The following is a 12,759-nucleotide window of genomic DNA, read 5'->3' on the forward strand; positions in this document are numbered from 1 at the left end:
GTCTTTGTGGGCGGCGGCCGGGGGGGGCCCGGCCCGGTTCGGGGGGGGCGCCCCCCCTGCCGGATGGGCGACCGCGACGAGGCGATCGCAACCACTGACCTTGGCAGCGCCAGCCTGAACCGAGCCTGAACGCCTGCCGCGTGCCTGATCAGACCGCGTGGCGTGCGGCCTGCTGCGGCTGCGCGACACCCCTCCGCATCACCGTCGGCGCGAGCCCGGTCCGGGCAGGCAGGCCCGTGCCTGAAACCCGGGAGTGTCGCCCGGCGGCGGACACCTGCCCGGATGCCGAGGCCTCCCCCACGCCGCGGCACGCCGACAGGTTGGGCAGGCCACGGGCCACCGTGCCGCGGCTCAAGGCCCTCCGCGGGTAACGGCCGGGGTCGGTGAGCCGGTCGTCGGTGAGGGTGAGGTGTTACCGCCGGTTGTGCCGCCGAGCAGCCCGCCGCCGGTGCCGGTGGTGGTGCCGACGGTGTCGGTCGGACTTGGGCTGACGCAGTGCCTCCGATGCCGGTGGCACGGTGCGGTGGTGCGGTTGGGGGTGGCCGGTGCGGTCGGGGTGGCCGTGGGTGTGCTCTGGACTGCGGTGGCGGAGGGTGTGGGCGAGGGTGCGCCGTATTCGTCCGTGCTCTGGCCCAGTTGGGGCGCGGGCGGGAACTGCTGGACGGGTTGTCCCCGGAGGGCGGCGGTCATGTAACCGGTCCACACCTCGGTGGGCATGTCTGCGCCGAAGACCTTGGCGTAGCCGCCGACGCCCTGCATGGACTGCAGGCCGGCGTTCTTCGGGTTCTCCTTGAACATGCTCACGGCCGTGGTCAGTTGCGGGGTGTAGCCGATGAACCAGGCGGACTTGTAGTCGTCGGTCGTACCGGTCTTGCCGGCCACCGGGCGGCCCAGGGCCTGGGCGTTGGTACCTGTGCCGTTCTTGACGACGTCCTGCAGGACGTCGGTGACGGTGTCGGCGGTCGACGCGGGCATGGCCGTGGTGCCCTTGGGCTTGTCGAAGCCGGACAGCTGCCGGCCGTCGGCGACGACCTTGGTCACCGAGTACGGCTCGTGCTGGATCCCGCCGTCGTCGAAGGTGGCGTACGCGTCTGCCATGCGGATCGCCGACGGTGTGGAGGTACCGATGTAGAAGCCCGGGGTGTCGTACTGCAGGCTCGTGCGCAGGAGCCCCGCCTTCAGTGCCTCGCCCTCCACGTTGTCGTAGCCGACGTACTCGCCGAGCTGGACGTAGGGAGTGTTGACCGACTCCTCCATCGCCTTGCGCAGGGTGATGTAACCCCACTTCGTGGTCACGTCGTTGCGTTGGTGCAAGAGCCCCGTGGGGTCGTTGGAGTCCGGCAGCTCCTGGCCCTGCTGGTTCTTGATGGTGATGCCGTCGTCGCCGTTGAACTTCGAGGCCGGGGTGATCGGTGAGGCCGGCTGCCCGGGGGAGAGAACGGCGCCGTGGTCGAGAGCGGCGGCCAGGTCGAGGGGTTTGAAGGTGGAGCCGACCGGCACACCGGTCGCGTCCGCGTTGTCCGTCCAGTGCCCCTTGTTCCAGCCGGCCCCACCGTACAGCGCCACGATCGCGCCGCTTGACGGATCGATCGACGCCGCGCCGACCTGGACGTCCTTGTCGGCCGAGCGGTGCTTCGGGTCGAGGTGCCGGTGCTCCATCGCCGCGACGGACGCCGACAGCGCGTTCACCTTCTTCTTGTCGAAGGTCGTGTAGATCTGGTAGCCGCCGCGCTCCAGCTGCTGGTCCGTGAGGGAGGTGTGCGCTTCGACGTACTTCGCCGCGGCCTGCACCAGGTAACCGGTCTGCCCGGACATTCCCGCCGACGGCGAGTACGGCTTGGGCGTGGGGAACCCTGACGCCAGGTAGTGCTGTTCCTGGGCGTCGGTGATCTCGTGGATCTTGGCCATCCGGTCCAGCACGTACTTCCAGCGTGCCTTGGCCTGGGCCTTGGCCTGCGGATCGGTGTCGGCATGCATCAGCAGGCTCGGCTCGTTGACCGTGGCGGCGATGAAGGCCCCCTGGCTGACGTTCAGCTGGAAGGCATGCACGTGGTAGTAGGTACGGGCCGCTGCCTCGATCCCGTAGGCGTCCCGGCCGTAGTAGCAGGTGTTGAGGTAGCCCTGCAGTATCTGCTGTTTGGTCATCTGGCCACCGATCTTCAGGGAGATCATGATCTCCCTGAGCTTGCGGGTGACCGACTGGTCCTGGCTGAGGTAGGTGTTCTTCACGAACTGCTGGGTGATGGTGGATCCCGACTGGACCTCACCACCCGTGGCCATGTGGTAGACGGCGCGGAGCATGCCCTGTGTGTCGACGCCCGGATCCGAGTAGAAGGTGGCGTTCTCCGCGGCGAGGAAGTCCCACTGGACCAGTTTCGGGACCTGCGCGAGATCGACGTTCTGCCGGTTGGTCGACCCCTGGGTGGTCATCACCGAGCCGTCCGACCAGTAGTAGGTGTTGCTCTGCGCCTGCGTACTGGGGTTCGCGCCGGGGATCGTCGTCGTGGCGTAGGCATAGCCGAACAGGCCCACCAGGCCGCCGACGAACAGCAGGAAGGTGCCGGTCACCAGCTTCCACGAAGGCAGCCACCGCCGGAGGCCGCGCTTGCCCACCCGCGGGTAGTCGATCAGGCCGCGCCGACCGGGACGTCGGGCGTCCGTACGTCGCGTGCCCCCCGCGCGGCGGGCACGCCCGCCCCGGGCCTGGGCGGCCCTGCGTGCCGCGGCCCGGCCACCGTCCGGCATACCGTCAGAGCCAGACGGTATGCCGGACGGTCTGCCGGACGGTGCGGCCCTGCCCGACGATCTGCGCCGGTGTTCGCTCATTCTCGCCACTCCTCAGCAAAGGACACGGCCCCGCCATCGCCGCGGGACCGCCCGCCGGGTGCCTCATGGGCCTGCCCGGGACACGCTGACACCTTCCTCGGAAACTCCTACGAGTGGTAAGAGTAGGTCGCACTCGCAAAACGTATGCAACCGCCAGACCAAAAAACGAGCCGTAGCCCGGCATCAGCCCCTGCGCGGCTTCCAGTGCCGACGGCCACGGCCCGTCGGCGATCCCCGTGCCGAGTCCGGCTCGGTCCGCCGACTGCCCCGGCGCAGGAGATGCGTCGGGGCAGGCCGTCGTCGTGGTTGGTCAGCCGAGTGAGGTGAGGAGAGTGTTCAGTGCCTTGACCTCGGTGGCCTTGTCGGGGCTCGAGGCGCGCAGCGCCGTCAGGACCTGGTCGATTTCGCTGTCGAGGAAGTGCCAGGACTGCTCGCTCTTGGGCTCGAGAGTGGACTGATCCTTGTCCCAAGCGGTTTCGAGGTCGGTCACTCGGGTGGTCGCGGCCGACTGGTCGCCCGAATTGACCTTTGCCAGGGTGTCAGCGGCGATCGTTCGGAACTTCGCGATCTCAGCCGGAGGGAACGGCGACGTCGCCTGCTTCGGGGTGAGATGGGCGGTTACGGGCGCGGGCGCGTCGTCCTCGCCGGCCGCGGCCGCGTGGGGCTGGTGGTGCGCCCAGACGAGAAGCGTCGCGGTTGCGATCGCCACTACGGCGTAGTAACCGAGCATGATCCGCTCACGCGCCGGGTTCAGCGCCTGCGGGGCATGAGAGAGATCGTGGGTCTCGATGACATCGCTGCGGCTGACCGTGAGGTACACGACCGTGGCGAGGATCGCACCCAGGAAGATCACGCTGGTCACCGCGGTGCCGAGACCCAGGCCGCCGTCGCCGCTGGGCGAGCCGAGCCAGTCGCCGAGGTTGGCACCGAGCGGGCGGGTGAGGATGTAGGCGAGCCAGAAGGAGAGCACCGCGTTGGCGCCGAGGCGCCATCCGAGGACGATCGCGACGATCAAGCCGAGAGGCAGGAACACGGAGGCACCCGGCGTCCAGCCGGTCAGTTCCAGGGTCCAGTCGCCGGTTGCGGTGCCGAGGGCAAAAGTGACCAGGACCGCGAGCCAGTAGAACAGTTCACGGGGACGCGTGGTGATGGTGTGGACCGACAGGGTCCGCTCGCGGGCGTACCAGATCCCGAAGACGACGGCCAGGACGCAGGCGAACACGCTGCTGCTCAACGCGAGGGGAACACCCTGGCTGTCGGTGAGGATGTCGGTGTAGAGGGTGCCTGTCACACTCACCACCACGACGGTGAGCCAGTACACGAACGGGACGTAGCGGTTGGTGGTGAGCTGCCAGACCATGACGCCTGCCAGAACCACGGTGAAGATCAACGCCGTGTTGATCAGGCCAACGCCGAGGTTCATATTGATCCAGTCGGCGAAGCTTTCGCCGACCGTGGTGCACAGGATCTTGATGATCCAGAACCAGATCGTGACCTCGGGAACCTTGTTCAGCATCTGCTTGGCAGGCGTCCGAAGGCCCTCGGGCGTCGTCGCAGTTGTCATGTAACCCTCGCATGGAACGAGTGGCAGCACGGAGGGGTGTCCCTCACGTCTGCGCAGCGGTAATTGTCCAGAAATGCATGGCCAAGCACGGTCTCGGATTCACAGGGCCGCGGTATGGCTTCGATTACTCGTCAAGCCTGTTCGGTCCGCGCCGCCGGAGGCGTTATCCGCGACAGGGTTCGCGTTCTTGAAATGACCTGTGCTTTTGTTCTTCCCTCGGCTCTCGCGAGGACTTTCCGTATACCTGCCATGACCGAGGGCGGCATACCTTGTCAGTCGGATCTTGAGATTTTCCCGCGTACTGCACAAAACGCCTTTACCGCCTGCTCCACCCCGTAGGGAGGCGCCAGGAAGTCGTTGACGCCGCTAATGGGAGTCGCCGAGGTGGAGAGACTTGGCGCTGCGGTCGCCGGCATGCGAGCATTGGCCGTCTTGGAAGGGTTCGACTTCTCGGGTCAGACCGCGCCGACGCCGGTCGACCGGGAGGCCTTCCCTTCCCCTGGCCAGGCTAAGGACTTCGAGGAGCCGATTCGAGCCCCGGCCGGCGAAATCAGCCGGAATTGCGGGAACTTCGTACCGAACTTCGCCCCGGAATTCAACCTGCGTAGCGCTTGAATTCGCGTTGCCCGATCCACCCGTGCGGCCGCCCCTCCAGGCTGCACTGAGACTCTCCCGGCACTTCCCCACTCAGTGCCGGAGAAGTGGTGCGAGCCCGCTTCGGCCGGTTGTTCGCCGGCTCGTTTCCGGTCTCGCTGGTGGGTGGCCGCCTCTGGAACCACCGGACCATCAGACGTTTCATCGGTCATAGTGCCCGACTGTGCCAGCTGGAACCTGAACACATCCTGACTGCCACCGTGCGTATCGCTCGCCCCACTCGTACATCACGAGCAGCACGGCTTCATGTGCACACGCACCTCTTCTTCATAGCGGTCGCCCCCGCCCCTCTCCCCTCCCCTCCCCCGCGACGGGAGACGTAGCCGCGTTCATCAAAGCGGGTGGCCACGGCCCGGGACTGCTCGAGCTTGTCGATCGCCCGCTCGACGGTGTTGCGTTTGCGCAGGGCAGGCGGACGGCCTCGCTGTCGGCCTTCTCCGGGATTCGTGTGCCGGATGCCCCGGCGTCGCAGGTGGATGCGGCACGGGCCGTTGGCTGCAGACCTTGTCCGCCGCGAGGCTGTCCGGCTTGGTGCGCGGCCTGCCCGACCGCGGGCTGGATCACATGATCAGACGGACGAGTCCTGGCCGTCCGATCATGATTCGGGGGACGTCAGGTATGCACCGGTGCCCGCTCGTCCAGAAGACCTTCGCCTCGCAGATCGTCCCAGAGCGTCGCAGGGATCTCCGCGCCGAACGCTGCGACGTTGCGCTGTACTTCGTCCGCGGTACGCATGCCGACCACGATGCCCGACACGGCCGGGTGGCGGAGCGGAAAGGCCATCGCCACCGCCGGCAGCGTCACACCATGTGCCTCGCAGACATCAGCCATGCGATGCGCGCGCTCAAGGATCTGCGGGGTGGCGGGCGCGTAGTCGAAGGTGGCACTCTCGGCGGGGCGGGCCGTGGCGAGCAGGCCGGAGTTGAAGATCGAAGCCGCAAGCACCGAGACCCCCCGGTCCATGCAGGCGGGCAGCAGTTCGTCGAGGGCGCTGGAGTCCAGCAGCGTGTAACGGCCGGAGAGCATCACTACGTCGACGTCCGACTCCTCGACCAGCCGGGTCAGTTTGCCCGGGTGGTACATCCCTGCGCCGATCGCGCCCACCATCCCCTGGGCACGCAGTTCGGCGAGGGCCGGGTAGCCCTCGCGCAACGCGTCCTCGAAACGCTCCTCCGCATCGTGCAGGAACAGCACGTCGATATGGTCGACGCCCATCCGCCCGAGCGAGTCCTCCACGCTGCGCAGAACACCGTCTCGTGTGAAGTCCCACACCCGACGGTGCGTCGCGGGCACCGCGAAGGACTCGTCCATCCGGCCCGCCGGGTCCTGCGGAACCAGCAGCCTGCCGACCTTCGTCGACAGCGTCCACTCCTCGCGTGGCTTGCCACGCAGGAGGTCACCGATACGGCGCTCGGAATGCCCGATGCCGTAATGCGGAGAGGTGTCGAAGTAGCGGATCCCGCTGTCCCAGGCCGTCTCAAGGGCCTCCGCGGCGGTCTCGTCGTCCAGCGGCTCGAAGAGCCCGCCGAGCGGACCGCCCCCGAAGCCCAGCTCCGTGACCTGCACCTTGCTCTTCCCGAGCCGGTTCTGCCTCATCCACCGTTCCCCTCACGTGGCTGGTGACGCGGGATCATCCTGCCGTGGCCCTCACCATCTCTCCAAGGGGGTTTCGCGCGTCAGGATCCGCCGGACAGCACCTGGCCGAGCGCGCCCGATCCGCGTCCTCGCCAATGCCGTCACTCGCGGGTGTTGCATCGTCGAACTCGGCCGTGACGGTGGCGTTGCCCGCCGCGTTCGCCCTGGCCGACACGCTGGACGTCCAGCATCCTCGAGCGCGGCCGGAACTGATGGGAGAAACCACCGGCCGGGCTCGTGGCTCAGGCCGGGTGTCCCGACACGCACTCCGGTTCGGCGGCATCCCTGCGGGTGACGGAGAGGTAGACGACCAGTCCGAGGATGACCACCAGGAACAGAGCGCCGGTCACGACGGTGCCCAGGCCGAGGCCGCCGTCGCCCGTCGGCCGGGAGAGGTAGTCGCCGATAGAAGCGCCCAGCGGGCGGGTCAGGATGTAGGCGATCCAGAAGCTCCACACCGCGTCCAGGTCCAGCGCGAAGTGCGCGATGGCCACCGCGGCGATGACCGCCGCGAAGAGGACGGCGGACAGCCAGTAGCCGAGGTCGACGCGCTCGGACACCAGGTCACCGGCCGCGGTGCCCAGGGCGAAGGTGGACAGGACCGCCGGCCAGTAGAAGGACTCACGGGCGGTGGTGTCGATGTGGTGGATGGACAGGGTCCGCTCGCGCCGGTACCAGACGACGAACACGACCAAGAGGAGTATCGCGAAGACCGTCGTACTGATCTCCAGCGGCACACCCAGGTTGTCGCTGAGGTCGTCGCTGATCAGCGTGCCGACGACGCTGATCAGCACCACCGCCGTCCAGTACACGCCGGCCCGGTAGGCGCTGGAGCGGAACTGGACCACCAGGGCTACGGCGAGCAGGGCGATCATCACCACCGACACGCCGGTCAGGCCGAGCCCGGCCTTCTCGTCGAGCAGGTCGGCCGCGGTCTCGCCGACCGTCGTGCACAGCACCTTGATGATCCAGAAGTAGACGGTGAGTTCGGGCACCTTGCTCCAACGCAGTCGGCCCTGAGAACCGGGGGCCTGACCGGCCTCCGGAACCAGCTGACTCCCAGACGCTTCATGGATCACACTGCCCGACCATGCCACCGGGCACCTGAACGCATCCTGACTGCCGCCAAGCATCGGCCACCACGCGCGTGCCGCACGAGCAGCATGGCTCCATGCACACGCACGCACACCGTCTTCTCATACCGGTCCTCCGTCCCGCCCTTGCCCCCGCGACGGAAGAAGACCGTTTTGCACACTCCGAGCACCGCCTCCGCGCCCACTGACCGCGCGACCGCATGGCTGCGGCGCCGCCTGGGCCGAGCCGTCGTCCTGTCCTACGCCGGCGCCCTCCTCCTACCGGGCCCCGGCCTGTGGCTGCGCCACACCCACACCCTGCCGCTCGGGCCGCTGCTCCGCCTGCCGCTGTCCACCGCCCCGTGCCTGCTGTGGCTGGTGCTGTTCTCCGCCGGGCTCCAGGTGCCCGTCCGTGAACTGGGCCGCGTACTGCGCCGCCCGAGCGCACTGCTCGCGGGGCTCGCGCTGCACCTTGCGATCCCCCTGCTGGTCATCCCGCTGGTCGCGTACCTGCTCCACAACTCGCCCGACTCCGACGGCGGCAGCGGCCTGGTCACCGCGATGATCCTGATCGTCGCCATGCCCGTCGCAGCCGGCGCGACCGTGTGGACCGGGAAGGGCGAGGGGGACCAGCCCACGATGGTGGGCCTCGTCCTCGCCTCCACCCTCCTCAGCCCGCTCACCACACCCGTGGTGATCCGGCTCCTGTCCCCCCTCCTCAGCGACGGCTACGCCGACTCGCTCGCCACGAGCGGACACACCGCGGGCGGCGGCTTCGCCTTCGTCGGCGTGGTGCTGCCCTGCGCGGCGGGCCTCCTGGTCCGGCTCGCCCTTCCTTCGTCCTGGCTGAGGAGAGCGTCGGGAGTCGTCGTACCCGGGGCCTTGGTCGGGTCGCTGGTCCTGACGTACGTCAACGCCAGCGGCGCCCTCGGCTCTTTCGTCGCCCGGCCGCGCCCCCTGCTGCTCGGTGCCACGCTGGTCGTGGCGGCGCTGGTCTGCCAACTGTCGTTCGTGCTCGGCCGGTGCGCGGCGCGGCTGCTGCGGCTGGACCCGCCCGCTGCCTCGTCGCTCACCCTCGCCTGCGGCATGAACAACAGCAGCGCGAGCGCCGTGCTGATCACAGCCGCACTCCCGGACAAACCGCATCTGCTGCTTCCGGTCCTCGCCTATGGCCTGCTCCAGAAGACAGTCGCCCACTGGGTTGTACGGGGACGACACCGGCGACCGGCGGGCTCGACGCCTGCGCGGTCGTCCAGGCGGCAAGCGTGCCGATGAACAGGCTGATCGTGGCCACCCATTCCGCCACGTCGGGTGTCAGCCAAGGACTGCCTCCGCTGCCTCGTCCCCGCCGGGCGGCAAACGCCCGCCGGCAAGGCGCCGATCTCCGCCGCCTCGCGGGCGTGAACGGTCAGGCTCCGTGCGGGCGCAGGTGGTGTTCGTAAGCGAAGATCACCACCTGGACCCGGTCCCGGAGCTGCAGCTTGGCCAGGATGCGTGTGATGTGGGTCTTGACGGTGGCTTCGGTGAGGTGGAGGCGCTGGGCGATCTCCGCGTTCGTCAGGCCGGTGGCGATGAGGTGGAAGACGTCCCGTTCTCTGGCCGTCAGCTGGGCGAACAGCGCGCCGGCCGCCTCGTCGCGCGGCCAGGGCGCGGCCTTGGCGAAGCGGTCGACGAGGTCGCGGGTGATGCGCGGGGTGAGTACCGCGTCGCCGCAGGCCACGGCCCGGATCGCCTCGTGCAGCACGGCCGGGACGACGTCCTTGAGGAGGAATCCACAGGCTCCCGCCCGCAGCCCCTCGAACGCGTACTCGTCGAGGTCGAAGGTGGTCAGGATGAGGACGCGGCACGGCGAGACACTCGTGATCCGACGGGTCGCCTCGATGCCGTCCATCATGGGCATGCGGACGTCCATGAGGACCACGTCCGGTGTCGTCCGCCGGACGAGGTCGACGGCCTGCCGGCCGTCGGCGGCCTCCGCGACGACCGTGATGTCCGGCATCGTGCCGAGCAGGCTGCGGAACGCCATGCGGACGAGCGCCTGGTCGTCGGCGAGAAGGACCTTGATGGTCATCCCGGCTCGCTCAGCTTCAGTTCGCCGGAGACCGTCCAGCCCCTGGCGGTGGGTCCCACGGTCAGGTCGCCGTCGAACAGGGCGACCCGCTCCCGCATCCCGGTCAGACCGTTGCCCGTGCAGGTGTCCGGGCGGGGACCGGGGCCCGGTCTGCCGTCGTCGGTGACGGTGAAGGAGACCCTGGAGGGGTCGCGGTGCAGGACGATGTCGACCTCCGACGCCTCCGTCGCGTGCTTGACGACGTTCGTGAGTGACTCCTGCACGATCCGGAAGAGCGTGGTCTGCACTTCGGCGTCCAACCGCTGCCCGGTGCCGGTCTCGGTCAGCCGGACGTCCAGGCCGGTGCGGCGGGTCTCGTCCACCAGGGTCTTGAGCGAGCCCAGGTCCGGCTGCGGTGCCCGGTCGGCCCCGTCCTCCGCCCGCAGGACGCCGAGCAGGCGGCGCATGCCGGTCAGTGACTGGCGGCCGGTCGAGGCGGCCTGGAGCATCTTGTCGCGGGCGCCGTCCGGATCGGTCGCCGTGGTGGCCGCGGCGGCCTCGGCGAGGGCGACGACGACGACCAGCCCGTGGGCGACGATGTCATGCATCTCCCGTGCGATGCGGGTGCGTTCGGCCGCCGCGGCGAGCTGGGACTGCTGGGCGCGTTCCTGCTCCAGCCGCTGGGCGCGATCCTCCACGGAGACCAGGTAACGGCTCTGCGCCCGGACGGTCGTACCCAGGAAGAAGGCCGCCGCGGCCAGGCCGGTGAGCACCACCACGACGTCATTGACACTGCCCGGCGGCCCGAACCGCACCGCCACGACACCGGCACCGGCCGCGACGGCGACCGCCGCGCTCAGCGAGTACCGGAGGCTGCGCTCGGCGGCGACGGTGTACAGGGCGACTAGGACGGCCAGCTCGGCGAGCGAGACGGTGCCGAGGGCCCAGGTCAGCACGGCCACCACCCAGCAGCACCAGAAGACGGCGACCGGGGCCCGGCGGCGCAGCACCAGCGGCGCGATCACCGCCGCCGCCAGCGTCCAGTCCACCGCACTGGCCCGGTTGTAGAGCAGTTCGTGGACCGCGACGGCGGCGCAGACGAGGGGCGGCCCGAACACCAGCAGGGGCGCGAGGGCCGGCCGGCGCACACGCTCGAGGAATTCCGGGCCGATCGAAATCACGCTCCCGAGGCTACGGGACACCGGCGCCCGGGACATCAACCGAAGGTCGTACACCTGCGGAAAGTAGCGACCATCGGCTGACGCGCCGTTCCCGCCCGCATTTCTAACCTCGCCGGGAGAACACCCCGGAAACGGCACCCCGAAATCGACACAGCGAAATCGGCACAGTGAAATCACAGAGAAGCAGAGGATCGGAAATGGAAAAGGAAAAATCGGTGAACGTGCCGACGAAAGTCGCCGAGGCCACCGCGCTCTTCTGGATCGTCAAGGTCCTCACCACCGGCATGGGTGAGGCCACCTCCGACTTCCTCGGCCAGTGGAGCCTGTGGCTGTCCGCCGGGACGAGTGCCGCCGCTCTGGTGGGCGCCCTCTGGTGGCAGTTCCGCTCCTCGCGGTACCACCCCGCGCCGTACTGGTTCACCGTCGCGATGATCGCGGTCTTCGGCACCGCCGCCGCGGACTGCTTCCGCGTCGGACTGCACGTGCCCCTGCCGGTCACGACGACCGGGTACGCGATCGCCCTGGCCGGGTGCTTCGCCGCCTGGTACGCGACCGAGCGCACGCTGTCGATCCACACCGTCGACACGCGCCGTCGCGAGGCCTTCTACTGGCTGACCGTGACGCTCACCTTCGCCCTGGGCACCGCCGCCGGCGACCTGACCGGCTTCTACCTCGACCTCGGATTCGTGCACTCCGCGCTGCTGTTCGGCGGGGCGATCCTCGTGCCGTGGCTGCTGCACCGTTTCGCCGGGCTCAACGCCATCGCCGCGTTCTGGGCCTCGTACGTCCTCACCCGCCCCCTGGGCGCCTCACTCGCCGACTGGCTCGGCATGGACAAGCCGCTCGGTATCGGCGTCGGCTTCGGCACCACGGCGATCCTCGCCGCGCTGGTGTGCGCCGCGCTGGTCGGCTACCTCGCCCTGTCCCACCCGCGTGACGACCATGACACCCCGGCGCTCAGCCCCGCCGCGCTGCCCTGATCCGGCCGGCGCGGGACGGCGTCCGTCTCCCGGTCAGTGGGCGACGCGGTAGCGGTGCTCGGGGCGTCCGGTGGCTCCGTATCGGAGTTCGAGCCGGACCATGCCCTCCTTGACCAGGTAGGAGAGATAGCGCTGGGCGGTGGCGCGGGAGACCCCGGTGCGTTCTGCGGCCTCCGCGGCCGACAGGGCGTCGGGCGCGGTGCGCAGGGTCTGGTGCAGCAGGGCGAGCGTCGGGGCGGAGTGGCCCTTGGCGGGGACGCGGGGCACGGCCGGCGGGCGGGCGGCGCTGAACAGGGCGTCCACATCGGCCTGGTCGGTCTCCGGGACCGTACCGAGGGCGTCCATCCGGTGCTGGAGTTCGCGGTAGGCGGTGAGCCGCTCGGCGAGGTCGGGCGCGCCGAAGGGTTTGACCAGGTAGCCGACGGCGCCGAGTTTCATCGCGATGCGCACCGAGGTGATGTCCCGGTCTGCGGTGATCATGATGGCGTCGGGGCGGTCGCCGCCCTCGTCTCCGCTCAGCCGGCGCAGCACGTCGAGTCCGCTGCCGTCGGGCAGGAAGATGTCGAGCAGCAGCAGGTCCGGTTGGAGGGTGCGCACCGCGTGGAGCGCCGCGTCCACGGTCGCCGCCTGGCCGATCACCTCGAAGCCCTTGACGCGGGAGGCGTAGTCGCAGTGGATGCGGCTGACCCGGAAGTCGTCGTCCACCACCAGGGTCCGGATCACCAGCGGTCACCTCCCGCGGTGGGCGGGGGGGCGCCCCCCCCCCCCCCCGGGGGCGGGCGGAAAAAGGGCCCCA

9 protein-coding genes are annotated in these 12,759 nt (G+C 69.4%); 2 read left to right on the top strand and 7 right to left on the bottom strand.

Features of this window, described 5'->3' with window-relative positions:
• Nucleotides 1–351: 351 nt before the first annotated feature.
• The 4 genes from ACFWPS_RS52955 to ACFWPS_RS52970 all read right to left on the bottom strand — a co-directional run bounded on the left by ACFWPS_RS52955 (nt 352) and on the right by ACFWPS_RS52970 (nt 7,758).
• A complete protein-coding gene (locus ACFWPS_RS52955) occupies nt 352–2,745 on the bottom strand; it encodes a transglycosylase domain-containing protein (RefSeq protein WP_383721533.1) in 2,394 nt (797 codons plus the stop codon).
• Nucleotides 2,746–3,136: 391 nt separating this feature from the next.
• On the bottom strand, nt 3,137–4,420 hold the full coding sequence (locus tag ACFWPS_RS52960; protein WP_383721536.1) for a hypothetical protein: 1,284 nt from the start codon (nt 4,418–4,420) through the stop codon (nt 3,137–3,139).
• 1,236 nt (nt 4,421–5,656) lie between these two features.
• A complete protein-coding gene (locus ACFWPS_RS52965) occupies nt 5,657–6,640 on the bottom strand; it encodes an aldo/keto reductase (RefSeq protein ID WP_383721538.1) in 984 nt (327 codons plus the stop codon).
• A 281-nt stretch (nt 6,641–6,921) separates the two neighbouring features.
• The gene (locus ACFWPS_RS52970) at nt 6,922–7,758 is read right to left on the bottom strand and encodes a hypothetical protein (RefSeq protein ID WP_383721541.1); all 837 of its coding nucleotides are present in this window, start codon (nt 7,756–7,758) and stop codon (nt 6,922–6,924) included.
• Nucleotides 7,759–7,926: 168 nt separating this feature from the next.
• Between ACFWPS_RS52970 and ACFWPS_RS52975 the strand changes: the two genes are divergently transcribed.
• Nucleotides 7,927–9,027, top strand: coding sequence for a sodium-dependent transporter (locus ACFWPS_RS52975; RefSeq protein ID WP_383721543.1), 1,101 nt, complete (start codon nt 7,927–7,929; stop codon nt 9,025–9,027).
• 133 nt (nt 9,028–9,160) lie between these two features.
• Here ACFWPS_RS52975 and ACFWPS_RS52980 read toward each other — a convergent pair whose 3' ends face one another.
• Nucleotides 9,161–9,823 (bottom strand): response regulator, encoded by a 663-nt coding sequence (locus ACFWPS_RS52980; protein ID WP_383721546.1) that lies wholly within the window; start codon nt 9,821–9,823, stop codon nt 9,161–9,163.
• Entirely contained in the window at nt 9,820–10,983 is a 1,164-nt protein-coding gene (locus ACFWPS_RS52985) for a sensor histidine kinase (protein WP_383721549.1), read from the bottom strand. Before ACFWPS_RS52985 ends, ACFWPS_RS52980 begins: the two co-directional genes overlap by 4 nt.
• Before the next feature lie 215 nt (nt 10,984–11,198).
• Between ACFWPS_RS52985 and ACFWPS_RS52990 the strand changes: the two genes are divergently transcribed.
• Nucleotides 11,199–11,963, top strand: a complete 765-nt coding sequence (locus ACFWPS_RS52990) for a hypothetical protein (RefSeq protein WP_383721552.1) — start codon at nt 11,199–11,201, stop codon at nt 11,961–11,963.
• A 33-nt stretch (nt 11,964–11,996) separates the two neighbouring features.
• On the opposite strand, the gene ACFWPS_RS52995 is transcribed toward ACFWPS_RS52990, so the two are convergent.
• Complete coding sequence (locus ACFWPS_RS52995) at nt 11,997–12,686, bottom strand: response regulator (protein ID WP_383721555.1); 690 nt, start codon at nt 12,684–12,686, stop codon at nt 11,997–11,999.
• Nucleotides 12,687–12,759: the final 73 nt, after the last annotated feature.

The organism is Streptomyces sp. NPDC058457, from assembly GCF_042720695.1.
Taxonomy (GTDB): Bacteria; Actinomycetota; Actinomycetes; order Streptomycetales; family Streptomycetaceae; genus Streptomyces.